The following is an 18009-nucleotide window of genomic DNA, read 5'->3' as shown; positions in this document are numbered from 1 at the left end:
CTACAAGTTCACAACTTATCGAATAAGGTGCGTTGTGCCAGCAGGCGTCCACGGAGTGGCCTCCCCCGCCGCCCGCCGTCGTGCTTTATGAAAAGATCAACCATGCGCGCCATGCAACACTCCAGCAAACTCCGGAACGTCCGCTACGAACTTCGCGGGCCGATCCTTGAGGCCGCCAAGAACATGGAGGCCGAAGGGCACCGGATCCTCAAGATGAACCTTGGGGACACCGCGCCTTTTGGGCTGGAAGCGCCCGAGTCCGTGGTGGTGGACATGATCCACCACCTTCGCGGCGCCCAGGGCTACAGCGATTCAAAGGGCATCTTCACGGCCCGGACCGCCATCTCGCAGTATTACCAGACCCGGGGCCTGATGAACATTGGGGTCGAGGACATCGTCATCGGCAACGGCGTCAGCGAACTGATCTCCATGTGCCTGCAGGCCTTCATGGAGAACGGCGACGAAATCCTGGTCCCGGCACCTGACTACCCCCTGTGGACGGCCGCCGTGACCCTGACCGGCGGCAAGCCCGTCCACTACGTGTGCGACGAGGCGGAGAACTGGTGGCCGGACATGGCCGATGTGGAAGCGAAGATCACCAACCGCACCAAGGGCATCGTGATCATCAACCCGAACAACCCCACAGGCGCCGTCTACCCCCGGCACATCCTGGAGCAGTTCGCCGGGCTGGCCCGGAAGCACAACCTGGTCCTGTTCTCCGACGAGATCTACGAGAAAGTGCTCTACGACGGCGCCACGCACATCCACACCGCCGCGGTGGCCGAGGACGTGTGCTGCCTGACGTTCAGCGGCTTGTCCAAGGCCTACCGGATGCCCGGTTACCGGGCCGGATGGGTGGCCATTACCGGCCCGCTGGCTGCCACCGCCGCCTACCGTGAAGCGTTGGAACTGCTCGCGTCGCTGCGCCTGTGCGCCAACGTTCCCGCCCAGCACGCCATCCAGACCTGCCTCGGCGGCTACCAAAGCATTGACGCGCTGGTGAAGCCGGGGGGCCGGCTGCGCGAGCAGCGGGACCTTGCCCACAAACTGCTCACGGCCATTCCCGGCGTCACCTGCGTCCCGGCGTCGGGCGCCATGTACCTGTTCCCGCGCCTGGACCCGGAGCTGTACCCGATCGAGAGCGACGAGAAATTCGTCCTGGACCTGCTGCGGGACCAAAAGATCCTGGTCTCCCACGGCTCGGCCTTCAACTGGCCTGCGCCGGACCACTTCCGCTTTGTCATCCTTCCCTCGGTGCTGGACATCGAGGAAGCCGTCCGGAGGATTTCCACGTTCCTGGCGGCCTACCGGAGCGGGGCCGTGGCCTGAAACCGCGGCGGCGCGAAGAACTAACCGGGCCCTAACCGCGGGGAAACCGGTACGCAACATTCCAGGCCCACACTTGGTAGTGCAGGCAAGAGCCGGCACCAGCTCCAGCCAGGAGGCCCCAGCGATGTTGAAGAAAGCGACCACGCATGTAACAAGAGTCCGCGCCCTGGACCAGCTCCACCGCGGCGATGAAATCGAAGCCCGCCTGTCGGTGGGGCCCTCCTACGACGACGTGGTGATCCGCCGCGGCAGCGTCCAGGAAACAGCGCCCGGCATCGGTGTGGTCTGGATCCTGGACCGCATCAGCGGCGTGCGCAAAGCAATCAATACGGACGAGTGCAGCGTCTGGCGGGTGGCATAGCAGGTCCGGAAGACGGTGGCGGGCGTAGTCAGGAAGGACTGTCCGCAACCTGTTCCTCCTCCGGCTCCTGCTGCCGGAATGCGAGCGAATGCAGCCACTCGATGCTGGCGTCCGTTACCGGATGGGCGGTCCCGAGCGACTCCAGGAAGTCCCGCACCTCAAGCATCTCTGCCTCCCTGCGGACGGCATGCAGCCGCGTGCCCTCAAGCATCCGCGCCACCAGCGCATCGCCTGACGGGCCAAGTTCCGCTGCAATCTGGCTGATGACCCAGTCTTTTGCCCCTGCTGCCTCGGCGGCCGTGACTGACTCCAGGACAGTGGCGGCCAGCCCCTTCATGAAGACGCTGCGGAGCAGCTTGCGGCCGGCCGCCGCTCCCGCTTCGCTTCCGGCGTTGGTGGCCGGGATGCCCCATCCGGTGAAGATGGCCACCAACGCGTCCGCCCCCGTGCCGCTGACCAGCAGGGGCGAATTGATCCGGCCCCGCGGAACGGGCGCCAGGACGGCGACATCGGCGAAAAGGATGCCGCTCCCGGCCGCCCGTTCCGCGAGCTGCCGCTTTTGGTCCGGTCCGGTGGTGTTGAGGTCCGCGAAGATGGCCACCGGGTCCATCGCGGCCAGCGCCTCGTCAAGGACGGATTCGGCGGCGCGGACTCCCACCAGGCTGATCACCAGGCCGGCGCCCGCCACTGCTTGACTGATGCCAGGGGCCCGCAGCACCCCGGGCGGGACTGCGTCGACAGCAGGGTCCGTTCCCGTCACCCGCAATCCACGGGCGGCCAGGTCCTGGGCGTAGATGCTCCCGGCTTCCCCCAGGCCCAGGACGGCGACAGGCCGGCCGGCCGTTCCCGCCGGACTACCGTGCACCGGCGGCCGCGGTCCGCCAGCCGCCGTGGTATTCGGTACGGGCGGTGACCGCGTAGGGCGCCGGGCTGACGACCGCCCGGACACTGATCTGTTCATGCGGTTCCACGGTGGTCTTGCGGGATCCGCCGTCGGGTTCGCCCCAGACAACCCGCACTTCGGTACCGATCTCCACGTTGGGGTCCACCGTGGCCAGCGAGAGGCCCCGGCGTTCATTGGCCGTCACGCCGGTGAAGAGCGACAGGCCCACCCCCGTCCCGTCGGCGTCGATGACGGAGTCGTAGTTGGACGACCCGTAGTTGGCGTTGGGGACGTCGAAGAACTGGTAGCCGGGCTTGTCGCGGTCCAGGAACGATGCCCAGATGGTGGCCAGGTCCTCATCGTTCCAGGCGAGGGTGACCTTTTTCCGCTGCGCGGCGGGGTCGATCTGCTGGAGGGCGTCCCGGCCAATGAAGTCGTGGTCGAATTTGACGAAGGAGCCGTAGCCCAGTTCCCAGGGGGTCAGGTAGTAGTCCTCGATGTTGCCGGAGACGAACGAGCCGGCGAGCGCGTTGACCGCTTCGTAGCTGGTGGCCGGCAGCCATTCACGGTAGGCGCGCTCGGCGTCGCTGCTGTAGATGGCCGGCAGCGGCGAGGGGATCCAGCCCGATTCGAGCGTGTTCGAGGAGTAGGCCCGCGACCCGCATGGTTCCAGCCCGAACTCAGCCCCGGCCTCGAGCACGGCATCCCGGATTTTTCCGTGCTGTTCGTAGGGTCCCCAGATTTCCAGCCCCGGGGCTCCCGCCATGCCGTGGCGCAGCGTGCGGACCTGTTCCCCGGCGATGCCCAGGTGGCCCATGTGGAAGAACTTCACCTGCTCCAGAGTCCCGCCGTTGAGCTTTTCGATGATCTGCCAGGCGCTGGGGCCCTGGATCTGGAAGCGGTAGTACTTCCGGCCGACAGCCTGGCCGTAGGGGCGTGACGGCGACCTGTCATCGTAGGTGCATTCGACGTCGTATCCGCCGGTTTCGGCGTGGAACTGGAGCCAGTTGGCGGCCGGCGCGCGGCCAACGTAGACGAACTCCTGCTCTTCCAGGTGGAACAGGATGCCGTCGCCGATCACCCCGCCGTTGGAGGCCGTGGGCACGAACTGCTTGGCGGTGTTCACCGGGAAGTTGGCGAAGCTGTTGATGCCCGTGTCCGAGAAGAGCTTCAGCGCATCGGGGCCCTTCACGAAGAAGTTGACCATGTGGTGGGACTGGTCGTAGAGCACCGCCGTTTCACGCCATGCGCGCTGCTCGCGCCGCCAGTTGGTGAACTCGGCGGGAACCACCGGATAGATGTAGGTGCCAAGTTGGGAATTGCGCAGCAGTTCGACGGTGCTGCCCGCCGCATCGAGCACGTCCTGCAGGGATTTCGGGGCCATGGGCTGTTCTCCTTCGGTTCAGGGGTGGCGCAGTTCAGTGGGTGGCGCGGTAACTCTCGCGTGCGTATTGCACGAAGGGAGCGGGGGCGACGGTGGCCCGGATGGGGACCTGCCGGTGGGGTTCCACCTGCAGTTTGGCGGAGTTGGGCTCTTCGCCCCAGAGCACGGTGACCTCGGCGCCGTCCTCCAGTCCGTCCACCGCCGCCAGGGAAACAAAGGAGTGCTCGTTGGCGATGTAGCCGCAGTCAAAGGACTGGCCCACCGTTACGCCGCCCTGGAGCACCCGGTCCACCTGGAACAGGGCGTAGCGGGCCTTGGGCATGTCGATGTACTTGGCGGGAAGCCCGGGACGCAGGAGGGAACCCATCACGTCCTGGACGTCGTCCGGGTTCCAGACGAGTGTCACCTTGCGGCGGGAGGGTGTGCGGGAGAGCGCCTCCAGGGCCTCACGGCCCACGAAGTCGTGGTCGAATGCGACGGAGCGGCCGTACCCGAGCTCGTACGGGGTCAGGAAGTAATCCTCGATGTCCGCCGAATCGAAACTCCCGCCGAGTGAACCGGCCGCTGACGCCGGGAGCCATTCGCGGTAGCCGCGCAACCGTTCGTCCGTAAAGACCGCCGGGACGGGCGAGGGCACCCACCCGGACTCAAGGTTCGCCGTCGAGTAGCCTTTAGCCCCCACCTGGGTCAGCCCGAACTCGCCGCCGGCCTGCAGCAACGCGTCCCTGACGCGTTCGCCCTCTGCCCAAGGGCCGAACAGCTCATAGCCGGGCTGCCCGGCCATGCCGTGCCGGATCGCCCGGACCTGCAATCCGGCGATGGGGAGGTGCCCCATGTGGAAGAAACCGAGCTGCGGCACAGGGGCGCCGGTGAGTTTTTCGACGAGGGCCAGGGCGGTTGGCCCCTGGAGTTCGTAGCGGAACAGCCGGGGGTCACCGGCGCGGACGATCGAGTTTCCGTCCCGGGAGACCTCAATGTCGTGGCCTCCGGTTTCGGCGTGGTACTGCACCCAGTCGATGGCCATCGGGTGGCCCACCAGGTTGAAGGACTGTTCGTCGAGGTGTGCCAATATGGCGTCGCCGATGAGCTGCCCTGAATGGTTCACCGCGATGAACTGCTTGGCACGGTCCACGGGAAAGTTCGCGAAAGAGTTCACCGCGAGCCCGCGCAGCAATCCTTCCGCGCCCGGTCCGGAGAGGAAGAGATCGGTCATGTGGTGCGACTGGTCCAGGAGGGCACAGGCTGTACGCCAGGAATTCTGCTCGGAGCGCCAGTTGCTGAACTCGGCCCGCACTGGAAAAACGTGGGGGCTGGCCGGGGAATCGCGTAAAAGCTGGACCGGTGAAGCCGCCTGGTCGAGCGCCTCCTGCAAAGACCCTGTCACTGCGAAATGCCTGTCACTGCGAACTCCATCGTTCGGTCCACGGCGAAAAGCAGCCCCGGACGTCCAGTACCAACACGATTGCTAACAAAATTGTATCGGATGTCTTGACCAGAGTTCCAGAGCGTGGTTTTCTGGCACTGTCCGCCGGAAAGGACTGACCATGGGCCGCCCAGGCACCATGCCCGCCGTGGAACGCGAGGGTGCATATGCCCGATACAGAGGGGATCCCCTGCCTCCTGATGCGGGGCGGGACCTCCAAGGGTGCCCTGTTCCTGGCGTCGGACCTGCCTGCCGACCCCGGAGAACGCGACGACCTGCTGCTGCGGATCATGGGCTCTCCTGATCCCCGCCAGGTGGACGGACTGGGTGGAGCGCACCCCTTGACCAGCAAGGTTGCCGTCATCGCGCCGTCTCCGGACGCCGGCGCGGACGTGGACTACCTTTTCCTCCAGGTCGCTGTGGACACCGCACTTGTCAGCAGCCGGCAGAACTGCGGCAACATTCTTGCCGCCGTCGGGCCCTTCGCCGTGGAACGTGGCCTGGTGCAGCCGGCCGACGGCCACACGGAAGTGCGCATCCGGATGCTGAACACGGGCAGCATGGCCACCGCACGGTTTGCCACTCCCGGCGGCGTAGTGGATTACGACGGCGGCCCGGCGGCAGGCGGTGCGGTGGCCATCGATGGCGTTCCGGGGACGGCGGCAGCCATCCGGCTCAATTTCGAGGGCACGGCGGGGTCTTCGACCGGCGCCCTGTTCCCCACGGGCAGGATCCTGGACCACACGGAGGGCGTGGACCTCACCTGCGTTGACAACGGAATGCCCAGCGTTTTGATGCGTGCCGCCGATCTGGGCATCACCGGGAACGAGGCCCCTGCAGACCTCGAGGCCAATGAAGACCTGGCACTACGGCTGGCCGGGATCCGCCTCGCCGCGGCGGACCTGATGGGCATGGGCGATGTCAGCGCCGCCACCGTGCCCAAGCTGGTGCTGCTGGCGCCGCCACGGGAAGGGGGCGCCATTGCCACCCGCACCTTCCTTCCCGTCCGGGTCCACACCTCCATCGGGGTGCTGGGGGCACTCACCGTCGCCGCCGGGGTCCTGGCCGAAGGATCCGTGGGCCATGACCTGGCCGCGCTCCCTTCACCGGGGGAACCCGTCCGGGTGGAACACCCCACCGGGCACTTCGACGTCGAAGTGGCCATCGATTCCACCCCGGACGGCTACGTCGTGACCCGCTCCACCGCCCTCAGGACGGCACGGAAGATTTTCGAAGGACGCGTCTTCCCGCGCCCGCGCCCCTGACCACTGCACAACGACCCCTTGAGAGAGGACAGCTTCATGACCGGGTATACCTCGTTCGACGTCGCCCACCTGGGAAACGTGGAACTGCTGACCCCCGTCTTCGAGGAAAGCCTGTGGTTCTTCCGCGACCTGCTCGCCATGCGCGTCGTGGCGGAGACCGGCAGCGGCGGCACGAAGTCCGCCTACCTGCGCACCTGGGACGAATACCAGCGCTACACCCTCAAGCTCACCGCCTCGGCCGATGCCGGCGTCGGGCGCACCACCTTCCGGACCACCAGCCAGGAGGCGCTGGAGCGCCGGGTCGCCGCCATCGAAGCCACCGGCCTGGGCATCGGCTGGGAAGAGGGTGAGGTGGGAACCGGGCCCACCTACTCCTTCCGGGACCCCGACGGGCACCTCCTGGGCATCTACTACGAAACCGAACGGTACGTGGCCACGGACGACAAACCCGCCCTGAAGAACCAGGCCTCGGCCTTCCCCGGCCGGGGCGTTAACGCCCGACGGCTGGACCACATCAACTTCCTGGCCAAGGACGTGGTGGCCAACGGGGAGTTCGTGGCCCACGCACTGTGCGGGCGGGAGAGTGAACGCATCCGGCTCGACGACGGCGGATATGCCGCCTGGTGGTTCCACTTCAACAACAAGTCCTACGACATCGTCTACTCCGACGACTGGCTCAAGCACGGCAACCGGCTCCATCACGTGGCATTCGCCCCGGATACCCGCGAGGACATCCTGAAGGCCGCGGACATCTTCCTTGAAAACGGCATCCACATCGAGTCCGGTCCGCACAAGCACGCCATCAACCAGACGTTCTTCCTCTACGTCTGGGAGCCCGGCGGCAACCGGATCGAACTGGCCAACGCCGGCGCCCGCCTGCTGCTGGACCCGGACTCGCCCGTGGTGGAGTGGAGCCAGGAGGAGCGCAGGAAAGGGCAGGCCTGGGGCATGAAAACCATCGAGACATTCCATACCCACGGAACGCCAAACATCCCCCAGTGAGAAAATTAAAGGATCCCGGCAGTACCGCACAGAGAGGTGCATCATCATGACCAACACAGTGGATACGTCCGCCCCGGTGACCACCGGCCTCTACATCGGAGGCTCAGAACGGCAGGCCGCCGCCACGATGGACATCGCCGATCCGGGCAAGCCTGGCACCATCGTGGGCCACGCCGCGGCGGCCGGCGCGGCCGACGTCCAGGACGCGATTGCCGCGGCAAAGGCGGCCTACCCCGGATGGGCCGCGCTGGGTGCACGGGAGCGCGCAGACCGGATGCGGCAGGCACTGGAGGGCATCGCGGATTTCCGTGATGAGGATGCCGCCATCCTCTCGCAGGAAAACGGCAAGATCCGCATGGAGGCCTGGGTGGACTCCCTGGTGTTCGAGATCAGGTGGAACCTCGCGCTGGAACTGGCTCCCGACGTCGACACCGCCAAGGTGCTGCCGCCCGCGCCCGGCATTCCCGTCTCCACCTCGGTCACCTTCCAGCCCCTTGGCGTGGTGACGGTTATCGTGCCGTTCAACTGGCCCATTGCCATTCTCGCGGCCTCGCTGCCGCACGCACTGCTGGCGGGAAACACGGCAATCGTTAAGCCGCCACCCACCGCGCCGCTGGCAACGACACGCGTGGTCCAGCGGATTGCTGAAAAGCTGCCGCCGGGGGTGCTGAACGTGGTGACCGGCAAGGACGCGGACATGGCTGCGCTCATCACCAGCCCGGACATCGCCAAGGTCTGCTTCACGGGAAGCGTGGGCGGCGGCAAGCGCATCATGGAAATGGCCTCAAAGTCACTCACCCGGGTAACGCTTGAACTCGGCGGAAACGACGCCGCCGTCATCCTCCCGGACGCGGTCCTCGATGACACCCACCTGGACCGGCTCTACGCCGCGATCTTCGATACCACCGGCCAGATCTGCATGAACGCGAAGCGGGTCTATGTGCACCGGTCGCGCCTGGACGAGGTGGTGGCCGGGCTCTCGCAGCGGCTGGAGAAGGCGGTCATTGGCTACGGGCTCGACGACGGGACCACCATGGGTCCGCTGCACTCCCCCGTACAAAAGGCCTTCGTGGCTGAGCTCATCGAGGAGGCCAAGGAGGCGGGCGCGGATGTCAGGGAATTCGGCACCCTTCCCTCGGACCCTGAACTGCACGGCGGGAACTTCCTGCGCCCGGCACTGGTCATCGATCCGGACCCCTCGCTGCGGGTTGTCACCCAGGAACAGTTCGGGCCGGTCATCCCCCTGATCCCGTTCGACACGGAGGACGAGGCGGTGGAGGCGGCGAACGCCACCTGGGCGGGGCTGTGCGGCTCGGTGTGGACCGCCGACCCGGCAGCGGCCGACCGCGTGGGCGGACGCCTGGTCTGCGGCTACGTCTGGGTTAACGACCACGGGGCAACCCGACTGGACCTGCGCGCGCCATTTGGCGGAATGAAGCAGTCCGGCATGGGCAGGGAACAGGGTATTGAAGGGGTCCGGGCCTTCCAGGACACCCGTGCCATCGCCCATCTGGAACCGGAGGCAGCACAGGGGTAGGCCCGGAACGGACGGCGGACCGGAAGGTTCCGGATTCCATCAATAGCTATCGACATTACCTATGCACATAGGTAATCTTGGAGGTGGGTGCACCGCTGCACCCGCCGAAAGGATGACCTGATGGCGACTCGAATCATGCCCGCCCCCAACCGGGCAGCATCCCTGGAACTCATCAACAACTTCTCGCTGGAGATGACCGGCAAGGACATTCCCGCCCTCATCGAAGCAAAAGACAGGATTCCGCCGGGCACCCGCATTAACGTCACCTTCCTCGGCAACGAGGACCTGGAGATGCGGGTGGCCGCCGCCAAGGCCGCCCGGGACCTGGGATTCATTCCCGTGCCGCACGTCTCGGCGCGCCGGCTGGCATCGAAGGGCGAGCTCGAAAAGTTCCTTCAGCGCCTGGCGGAAGTGGGCGCCGCCGAGCACCTTTTCGTGGTGGGCGGCGACCCCGCAGAACCCGAGGGCCCGTACGAAGACTCCCTGGCGCTGGTCAACACCGGCCTCCTGCAGCAGTTCGGGGTGCGGGAAGTGGGAATCGGCGGATATCCGGAGGGCCATCCCGACATCCGCAAGGAAGACCTTTGGCGGGCGCTGGAGGACAAGACCGCAGCCCTCGCCGCGCAGGACCTTGGCGCCTCCATCATCACCCAGTTCGCCTTCGACACCGAACCTGTGGCTGCGTGGATCGCCGAGGTCCGGGCCAGGGGAATCCAGGCACCGATCCGCGTGGGAACCCCCGGCCCGGCGGGAGTCAAACGGCTCCTGGGCTTTGCGCGCCGTTTCGGGGTGGGCGCCAACGCGATGATCGTGAAGAAATACGGCTTCTCGCTGACCAACCTGATGGGCGATGCCGGCCCGGACCGGTTCGTGAACGACCTGGCCGCCGTCCTTGCCGACCGTGCGCCCGGCCAGGACCAGCACCTCCCGGGGCAGGTTGGCCTGCACTTCTATACGTTTGGCGGCCTGCTGGCCACGGCCAACTGGGTCCGGCACTTCACCGCGGAAGAGGGCTAGGACGGCATCCGATGGTCCTGCATACTGAATCCCGCAAGGACCAGTCCTGCCTGATCGTCCACGGGCCGGACCAGCCGGGCATCGTGGCTGCGGTGGCCGCCCTGGTGACCCGCAACAGGGGAAACATCGTCTCCCTGGACCAGTACTCCAGTGATCCTTCGTCGGGCGACTTCTTCCAGCGGGTGGTCTTCAACCGGCCGGACCTGGCCGCCGCGATGCCTGAGATCGAAGCCGACCTCGCCAGGACCCTCACCCCGCTGGGGCTGTCCTGGACCCTGACCGACCGCTCCATCCCCAAGCGCATGGCCATCCTGGTATCCACCTCCGACCACTGCCTGCTGGAACTGCTCTGGCGGCACCGGAGGGGTGAACTGCCGGTGACCATTCCCATGGTGATCTCCAACCACACGAACACGGCCGAGGATGTGCGGGCCTTTGGCGTTCCGTTCTTCCACGTCCCCTCCGCCGGGCCGGACAAGGCAGCAGCGGAGGCCCAGATCCTGAAGCTGCTGGAGGGCAACGTGGACTTCGTGGTGCTGGCCCGGTACATGCAGATCCTGTCCCCCGGATTCCTGGACGCGGTTTCCGTGCCGCTGATCAATATCCACCACTCCTTCCTGCCTGCGTTCGTGGGCGCCGCGCCCTACCGCAAGGCCAAGGAGCGGGGGGTCAAACTGATCGGCGCCACCTCGCACTACGTGACCAAGGACCTGGACGAGGGGCCCATCATCGAACAGGACGTGGCCCGCGTAACGCACGGGCACTCCGCCCTGGACCTCCAGGCGCGCGGCGCCTACGTGGAACGCGCGGTGCTCTCCCGCGCCGTCCAGTGGCATGCCGAGGACCGGGTCATCCGGCACGGCAACCAGACCATCGTCTTCTAAAGACCCACCACCAATCCGATACAGAACAAGAGGTTCAACGTGGCACCGAAAAACCTGCAGGAAGTCCTCGACGCGTCGAAGGGGGCGGTTGACCTCCTCCGCAACTCCCAGATCGGCTCCTACATCTACCCGGTGGTCCCGGCCGACTTCCAGAACTGGATCAAGGAGCAGACCGCGTGGCGGCAGACGGCCGTGCTGTACGACCAGTCGCACCACATGGACAACCTGTTCCTGAAGGGCCCGGACGCGATCAAGCTGATCACCGCCACCGCCATCAACTCCACCGCCACCTTCCCGGTGAACAAAGCCAAGCAGTACGTGCCCACCACCGAGTCCGGGCACGTGATCGGCGACGGCATCCTCTTCCACGAGGCGGAGGACGAATACGTGTACGTCGGCCGGTCCCCGGCGGCCAACTGGCTGCTCTACCACGGCGAGACAGGCGGCTACCGGGACCTGGACATCACTGTGGACCGGCGCTCACCGTCGCGGCCGTACGGCCACCCCGTGAGCCGCCAGTACTACCGCTTCCAGATCCAGGGGCCCAACGCCTGGCAGGTCATCGAAAAGCTCAACGGCGGCGCACTGGAGCAGCTCAAGTTCTTCAACATGTCCACCATGGCCATCGCCGGCACCACCGTCCGCACCCTGCGGCACGGGATGGCCGGCGCACCGGGCCTGGAGGTGTGGGGACCGTACGCGGACCACGACCGCATCCGCGACGCGATCGTGGAGGCCGGAGCCGAGTTCGGGCTGGTCCCCGTCGGTTCCCGGGCGTACCCGTCCAACACCCTCGAGTCCGGCTGGATCCCGTCGCCGCTGCCCGCCATCTACACCGGCGAAGCGGAGCGCGGCTACCGCGAATGGCTGCCCGCTGACGGCTACGAAGCCACCGGGACCCTGGCGGGCTCGTTCGTGTCCGGGAACATCGAGGACTACTACCTGACCCCGTGGGAGCTGGGCTACGGCTCGTTCGTCAAGTTCGACCACGACTTCATTGGCCGCGACGCACTCCAGAAAATCGACCCCGCCGCCCAGCGCAAGAAGGTCACCCTGGCCTGGGACGCGGAGGATGTCACCTCCATCTTCGCGTCGCTGTTCAACGTGGACGGGCCCAGCTACAAGTTCTTTGACCTGCCCCTGGCAAACTATGGCTCGGCCAACTACGACTCGGTGGTGGACGCCGACGGAACGGTGGTGGGCTACTCGATGTTCACCGGCTACAGCGCCAACGAACGCCGGGCCCTGTCGCTGGCCACCATCGATCCCAACGTCCCGGAAGGCACGGAACTGAAGGTCGTGTGGGGTGAGCCGAACGGCGGAACCGCCAAGGCCGCCGTCGAACCCCATGTGCAGACTGAAGTGCGGGCCGTGGTCAGCCCCGTGCCCTACTCCACCGTGGCGCGCGCCACGTACCACGGCGGGTGGCGGACGAACTACCAGTCGGCCTAGGCTGGGGACCCCGGAGTGCGGGGGCGAGTGCGCCCCCGCACCTTCCTTGAGCCCTTGGAGGAGTACCGCATGAGCCTTCGGTACGCGCTGCTTGCGCTGCTGCGCGTGGGCCCGCTGTCAGGCTACGAACTGCAGAAGCAGTTCTCCATGTCGGTGGGGCACGTGTGGCATGCCCCCGACTCCCAGATCTACCCCGAGCTGCGCAAGATGGAAGCGGAGAACCTCATCGAGGGTGAGGAGCAGCCCAGGGGCCAGCGCGCCACGCGGCGGCTGTACCACGTGACGGATACCGGAAACCAGGCCTTCCTCGACTGGATGCAGACCCCCTTGGAGTACGCCCGGGTCCGCGACCCCGCCCACCTGCGGGCCGCCTACCTTGAAGCGGCGTCGCCGGAGGCCGCCCGTGCGTTCTTCCGCCGGCACAAGGAGCAATGGGAGTCCGAACTCGCCCAATGGGAGGGTGAGCTCCAGCGCATCGACCAGGTGGACAACCCAATGCTGGTGCGCCGCCTGGCCGTGACCGATCCGGCCGACCGCGAACGGACCATCGCTTTTAAAAGGTTCACCTACGAGGGCCTGGTGGACCGGGCGCTTGTGGAGATTGCGTGGGCCCGGCGCGGGCTGGAACTGGTGGACGCCCTGGAAGCTCCGGGCGGCACGAGGCCGGTGCCAAGCGCCGCCCGGAGCTGATCAGACCCGGGGCTGATCAGCCAAAGTTCTCGGCAGTTGCATAGCCCTTGCCGTTGTACTTCTGCACCACCACCGAGGACACGGCCGGCTGGCCATCCACCGTGGTGTTGACCGACGTGCCCTCCAGCATCAGTGGCGCCTTTAGGTCCTTGATATCCCGCAGCGCCGTCATGAAGCTGTCCCGCGTGGGCTCCTTCATGTTCTGGAACGCCTTTTCAAGAGTGGCCCCCACCATGTAGCTCCACATGCAGTGCGGGAAGGCCGGCATGTCCGGGTAGTTTCCGTACTTCTTCAGTTCGTCGAGGAATTTGACGACGTCGGGGTCCTTGGCGAACGCCGGGCTCTGCGGTGCCTTGGCAAAGGACACTGAGTAGATGCCGGGGTAGGCGGAGGCGCCACCCGGTTCGAGGATCGCTGTGGGGCTGGACGTGTTGGAGGGTAGGAACCAGCTGGGCTTCCAGCCGATCTGCTGCGCCTTCTGCAGCGAGGCGATGGTCAGCGGCGTGATGGACATGGCGTTGAAGAAGACATCCGCCCCGGAGGAGGCCAGCTGGGTGAGCTGGGCATCAACGGACGTGTCGGTGGCCTCATAGGTCTGCTCGCCCACCACCGAAATGTTGGACGCCCCCTGGATGGCCTCCTTGAAGCCCGAGACGTAGCCCTTGCCGTAGTCATCATTCTGCGACAGGATGGCCACCTTGTGCTGCGCCCCCGACTTCGCCAGGAGCTTTCCGAACGCGGCACCCTCATTCTGGTAGACGGGCACGAAGCCCAGTTGCCAGGGGCTCTGCTTCCGGTCGCTGAAGAGCGGGTCACCGGTCATCACCAGCACCTGCGGGACCTTCTGGCTGATGGCAGCGTCCCGGAACGCCCTGTTGGTGGGCGTCCCCAGGCCGGCGGTGGCGGCAAACACGTTGTCGGACACCATCTGCTGGAAGTTGGCCAGGGATTTTTGCGGGTCGTAGGCGTCGTCGTAGGACTTGATGTTTACGGTGCGCGTCTTGCCGTCGCCAAACTTCACCCCGCCAGCGGCGTTCGCGGCCCCGAAGTACGCCGAGACCCCGGCGACCGTGCACTTGCCCGGCCCGGCGGTGGCGCCGCTGAGCGGCGTGGTGATCCCCAGCGTGATCGCCGAGTCCGTGATCCCCGGGGAGGACGCCGAACCGCCGCCCTGGCCGCCGCTGTCACCCCTGCATCCGGACAGGGAAAGCGCGACGGCGGCCGTCACGGCAACGATGCCAAGGACCCCGCCGGGCTTCTTTCTCATCTTCATGGTCCATCCTGCCTCTCTGTTTGTTCGTGTCCATCCAGCGCACTGTCCGGTACCGGATGGTGCGCTGGAGCGTTCTGCTCGGAAGTCTGCGCTGGAGGGGCCGCGGTGGAACGGCCGGTGGAGCGGCCGCGGGCGGCATCGGTCCGGCGGGCCAGCCGCCGCACCACCCGGGGCAGGCTGACCAGGCCGCCGGGCAGCAGGAACAGCACCGCGAGGAGGATGGCACCCTGGCTGATGGTGGTGAGGTTGGGGTCGATGGCGTTGGTCAGTTGCGGGACGAAGACGTAGTAGGCGCCTCCCAGGAGGGAACCGGCGATGCTTCCGGCCCCGCCGATGACCATCGCGGCCAGGAGGCTGATGGAGTGGCCGAAGCTAAGGGTCTCAGGCGAGGTGTACTGCACGGCCGCAAGGTACAGGAAGCCGCTGGCACCGCCGAAGATTGAGGCGATGGTGAAGGCGAGGACCTTGGTCCGGTAGGGCGAAATGCCCATGGAGGCCGCAACGGCCTCGTTTTCCCGGACGGCCGCAAATGCCCGCCCGTACTTGCCCCGGACCAGGCTCCGCGCCAGCAGGAAGGCCGCGGCCGCCACCAGCAGGACGATGTAGAACTGCCATTGGTCGTTGTCCAGCCCGGACCAGTCCGGGGCGTCCGTGAACCGCGCGGAAATCCCCTGCGAGCCGCCGGTAAATTCGGAGAGGCGCTTGGCGAGGGGCACGCCGACGATCGGGAGGGCGATGGTGACCATCGCGATGGCAAGGCCGCCCAGGCGGGCGGCGGCAAGGGCCACCAGCAGCCCCACCACGCCGGCAACGGCGCAGGCGGCGGCGAACACCAGCAGGATGTTCCAGCCATGGTTGACGCCGTACGCGGTGACATAGGCGCCCAACCCCACGAAGAAGATCTGCCCGAGGTTGACCTGGCCTGTGTAGCCCATGACGATGTTCAGCCCGAGCACCGCCACCGCATAGACGCCGATACGGACCAGCGTCTGGTTCGCAAAGGCCGGCAGGGCCAGCGGGGCCACGATCAGCACCACGGCCACGACGGCGGCGAGGACAATCCGGACCCAAGGCCTGCGGGCGGTGGCGGCAACGGCGTTCATCAGACCCTCACCACGACCTTTCTGCCGAACAGGCCCTGGGGACGAACGATGAGGATGACGAAGATCAGCGCGAAGGGCACGGCGATTTTGAGGTCGTGGCCAATGAGGGGAACGTAGACGGCCACCAGGTTTTCCAGGACACCGATGGCCGATGCCGCCACCACGCAGCCGATGGGGCTGGTCAGGCCGCCGAGGATCACGGCTGCGAGCGCGTAGACCAGTGCGGTGTCCAGCATGCCGGGCGTGAGGGTCAGCTGCGGAGCCACCAGGACGCCGGCAATCGCCCCCAGGGTGGCGGCAAGTCCCCATCCCACCATGAGCAGGCGGCCCACCGGCAAGCCGGAAAAAGCGGCCGACGCCGGGTTGTCGGCAACGGCGCGAAGGGCCAGTCCCAGCTTGGTGCGCAGGAAGAGCAGCTGCAGGACCACCATGATCACCACGATGGTCACGGCGGTGGCAAGGGACCTGACGCTCACCACGGCCCCCAGGATTTCAACGCTGGTCAGCGGGAAAAGCGACGGGAAGCCCAGGTTGTTGTAGCCCCAAAGGACCGCGCAGATGCCGGTGACCAGGGTGAGCAGGCCGATGGTCACCACCACTGCGGTGTCCGGATCCCCCCGTTCAAACCGCCGGATCAGGAAGCGTTCCACCAGTGCGCCGAAGAGGAAGGACAGGACAATGGCAATGATGATGGCCAGGATGAGCGGCAGGCCGAGCTGCACGAAAACGTAGGCGATGTAGGCGGACAGCACGGCCATGCCGCCCTGCGCGAAGTTGATCAGGCCGGTGGCCTGGTTCACCAGCACGATGGCCAGGGCCAGGGCGGCGTAGATGGAGCCGGTGGCCAGGCCGTCGACGACGAGTTGGATGAAGGTTCCCATACGCTCAGCCCCCCAGGTAGGCGCGGCGGATTTCGTCCATGCCCTTGAGTTCGGCCGAGGTTCCGGTGAGGACGTTCCGGCCCGTTTCCAGGACGGTAGCGGTGTCCACCAAGGAGAAAGCGAGGTTCGCATTCTGTTCCACCACCAGCATGGCGATCCCGGATTCGAGCCGCAGCCGCCGAATGGCCTGGTAGACGGTCTTGGCGGTACTGGGCGCCAGCCCCAGCGAGGCTTCATCCAGGAGCAGCAGTTTGGGTTTGGCCATGAAGGCGCGGCCCACCGCGAGCATTTGTTGTTCGCCGCCCGAGAGTGCCGCTGCCCGCGAGCCAACCCTGTCCTGCAGTTGCGGGAACAGGTCCAGGCAGTAGTCAATGTCGCCGGCGATGGCCTTCCGGTCCTTGCGCAGGTAGGAGCCCACCATCAGGTTCTCGCGCACGCTCAGCTGGCCCAGGGTGCCCCGGCCCTCGGGTACGTGGGCTATGCCCAGCGCGGCCACCTGGTCCGGCCGCAGGCCCCGGATGTCCCGGCCATCGAACCTGATCCGTCCACCGGTCCTGACGCTGCCGCTGATGGCACGGAGCGTGGTGGTCTTGCCCGCCCCGTTCGCACCCAGGATGCCCACGGACCCGCCGTCCGGCACGCTGAGCGAGACCCCGTCCAGGACCTGCACGGGGCCGTAGGACGCTGTCACGTCCGTGAGTTCAAGCAGCGTCATCAGCGGCGTCCTTCCCAATGTAGGCCTCGATGACGCGCGGATCGGACTGGGCCTCCGCCGCAGTTCCCGACATCAGCTTCCGTCCGTGGTCCAGGACCACCACCTGGTCCGTGAGCGCGGAGATGAGTCCCATGTGGTGCTCCACGATGATGATGGTGACGTCCTGCTCGGCGCGGAGGCGCTTCACGGTGGCGATGAGTTGTTCAACTTCCCCGTGGGAGAGCCCGGCTGCCGGCTCGTCGAGAAGAAGCAGTGCGGGCCTGGAAAGAAGGGCCCGCCACAGCTCGATGCCTTTATGGAGCCCGTGGGATAGTTCGTCGGCAGGCACATCCGCCGCCCAGCCCAGCCCGGCCTTGGCGAGGAGTTCGAGCGCCTCGCTGCGGACGGCGCGCTCGGCCCGGACGGTGTAGGGCATCCTGAGCGCCCACGAGACCGGGCCGCCGGGCAGCCGCGTGTGCCCTCCGAGGAGCACGTTCTGCAGAACTGTGGCGTTCAGCTGCAGTGCCGGATGCTGGAAGGTGCGTGCAAGTCCAAGGCGGGCCATCCGGGACGGGGCGCTCCCGGAAACCTCGGTCCCGTCGATGGAAATCGAACCGGAGCTTGGCCGGTAATGGCCGCTGATGCAGTTGAACAGGGAGGTCTTGCCGGCACCGTTCGGGCCCACCAGGCCAAAGATCACGCCGGGCTCGACGTCGAAACTGACGTCCTGCAGCACCTTGACCCCGCCGAAGTGCAGGCTGACGTCCTTGAGGCTCAGGCTCGCGGCCACCCTGTACCTTCCTGTCGCATCATCGCTAGGAATGGGTGCAG

17 protein-coding genes are annotated in these 18009 nt (G+C 66.6%); 9 read left to right on the top strand and 8 right to left on the bottom strand.

Going from position 1 to position 18009, the window contains the following annotated elements; genetic code table 11:
* The first annotated feature begins 102 nt into the window (after window positions 1-102).
* Entirely contained in the window at window positions 103-1329 is a 1227-nt protein-coding gene (locus BACI349Y_RS00695) for a pyridoxal phosphate-dependent aminotransferase (protein ID WP_159629560.1), read from the top strand.
* Between the two features lie 124 nt (window positions 1330-1453).
* Window positions 1454-1690 carry a hypothetical protein gene (locus tag BACI349Y_RS00690; protein WP_141158887.1) on the top strand — a complete coding sequence of 79 codons (237 nt, stop codon included), beginning with the start codon at window positions 1454-1456 and terminating at the stop codon, window positions 1688-1690.
* A 28-nt stretch (window positions 1691-1718) separates the two neighbouring features.
* Here BACI349Y_RS00690 and BACI349Y_RS00685 read toward each other — a convergent pair whose 3' ends face one another.
* Genes BACI349Y_RS00685 through BACI349Y_RS00675 form a run of 3 tightly spaced genes read right to left on the bottom strand, consistent with a single transcriptional unit; the run spans window position 1719 to window position 5341 of the window.
* Window positions 1719-2555 (bottom strand): NAD(P)-dependent oxidoreductase, encoded by an 837-nt coding sequence (locus BACI349Y_RS00685; protein ID WP_159629558.1) that lies wholly within the window; start codon window positions 2553-2555, stop codon window positions 1719-1721.
* Complete coding sequence (ligM, locus tag BACI349Y_RS00680) at window positions 2545-3957, bottom strand: vanillate/3-O-methylgallate O-demethylase (protein ID WP_159629556.1); 1413 nt, start codon at window positions 3955-3957, stop codon at window positions 2545-2547. Before ligM (BACI349Y_RS00680) ends, BACI349Y_RS00685 begins: the two co-directional genes overlap by 11 nt.
* A gap of 34 nt (window positions 3958-3991) precedes the next feature.
* Window positions 3992-5341, bottom strand: a complete 1350-nt coding sequence (locus tag BACI349Y_RS00675) for an aminomethyl transferase family protein (RefSeq protein WP_159629554.1) — start codon at window positions 5339-5341, stop codon at window positions 3992-3994.
* 206 nt (window positions 5342-5547) lie between these two features.
* Here BACI349Y_RS00675 and BACI349Y_RS00670 point away from each other — a divergent pair, with 206 nt between their 5' ends.
* From BACI349Y_RS00670 to BACI349Y_RS00640, 7 genes are all read left to right on the top strand, one after another.
* The gene (locus tag BACI349Y_RS00670; RefSeq protein WP_159629552.1) at window positions 5548-6645 is read left to right on the top strand and encodes a 4-oxalomesaconate tautomerase; all 1098 of its coding nucleotides are present in this window, start codon (window positions 5548-5550) and stop codon (window positions 6643-6645) included.
* Between the two features lie 36 nt (window positions 6646-6681).
* Window positions 6682-7647, top strand: a complete 966-nt coding sequence (locus BACI349Y_RS00665; protein WP_159629550.1) for a VOC family protein — start codon at window positions 6682-6684, stop codon at window positions 7645-7647.
* 46 nt (window positions 7648-7693) lie between these two features.
* Complete coding sequence (locus BACI349Y_RS00660) at window positions 7694-9184, top strand: aldehyde dehydrogenase family protein (RefSeq protein WP_159629548.1); 1491 nt, start codon at window positions 7694-7696, stop codon at window positions 9182-9184.
* Window positions 9185-9304: 120 nt separating this feature from the next.
* Window positions 9305-10201 (top strand): methylenetetrahydrofolate reductase, encoded by an 897-nt coding sequence (locus tag BACI349Y_RS00655; RefSeq protein WP_159629546.1) that lies wholly within the window; start codon window positions 9305-9307, stop codon window positions 10199-10201.
* An 11-nt stretch (window positions 10202-10212) separates the two neighbouring features.
* Entirely contained in the window at window positions 10213-11085 is an 873-nt protein-coding gene (gene purU, locus BACI349Y_RS00650) for a formyltetrahydrofolate deformylase (protein ID WP_159629544.1), read from the top strand.
* Between the two features lie 39 nt (window positions 11086-11124).
* Window positions 11125-12537: a vanillate/3-O-methylgallate O-demethylase gene (ligM, locus tag BACI349Y_RS00645; protein WP_159629542.1), complete on the top strand. Its 1413-nt coding sequence runs from the start codon at window positions 11125-11127 to the stop codon at window positions 12535-12537.
* A 69-nt stretch (window positions 12538-12606) separates the two neighbouring features.
* Window positions 12607-13227, top strand: coding sequence for a PadR family transcriptional regulator (locus BACI349Y_RS00640; RefSeq protein WP_159629540.1), 621 nt, complete (start codon window positions 12607-12609; stop codon window positions 13225-13227).
* Window positions 13228-13243: 16 nt separating this feature from the next.
* On the opposite strand, the gene BACI349Y_RS00635 is transcribed toward BACI349Y_RS00640, so the two are convergent.
* From BACI349Y_RS00635 to BACI349Y_RS00615, 5 genes are read right to left on the bottom strand one after another with little or no spacing between them, the layout of a single operon-like run.
* A complete protein-coding gene (locus BACI349Y_RS00635) occupies window positions 13244-14500 on the bottom strand; it encodes an ABC transporter substrate-binding protein (RefSeq protein ID WP_224023830.1) in 1257 nt (418 codons plus the stop codon).
* Window positions 14497-15603 (bottom strand): branched-chain amino acid ABC transporter permease, encoded by a 1107-nt coding sequence (locus tag BACI349Y_RS00630; RefSeq protein ID WP_159629538.1) that lies wholly within the window; start codon window positions 15601-15603, stop codon window positions 14497-14499. The genes BACI349Y_RS00635 and BACI349Y_RS00630 overlap by 4 nt, the downstream gene beginning before the upstream one ends.
* Entirely contained in the window at window positions 15603-16484 is an 882-nt protein-coding gene (locus BACI349Y_RS00625) for a branched-chain amino acid ABC transporter permease (RefSeq protein WP_159629536.1), read from the bottom strand. The genes BACI349Y_RS00630 and BACI349Y_RS00625 overlap by 1 nt, the downstream gene beginning before the upstream one ends.
* Window positions 16485-16488: 4 nt before the next feature.
* Window positions 16489-17199, bottom strand: coding sequence for an ABC transporter ATP-binding protein (locus BACI349Y_RS00620; RefSeq protein WP_159629534.1), 711 nt, complete (start codon window positions 17197-17199; stop codon window positions 16489-16491).
* A complete protein-coding gene (locus tag BACI349Y_RS00615) occupies window positions 17186-17968 on the bottom strand; it encodes an ABC transporter ATP-binding protein (RefSeq protein ID WP_159629532.1) in 783 nt (260 codons plus the stop codon). Before BACI349Y_RS00615 ends, BACI349Y_RS00620 begins: the two co-directional genes overlap by 14 nt.
* Window positions 17969-18009: the final 41 nt, after the last annotated feature.

Source organism: Arthrobacter sp. 8AJ, assembly GCF_902506025.1.
Taxonomy (GTDB): domain Bacteria; phylum Actinomycetota; class Actinomycetes; order Actinomycetales; family Micrococcaceae; genus Arthrobacter.
This window is presented reverse-complemented; position numbering and strand designations above follow the sequence as displayed.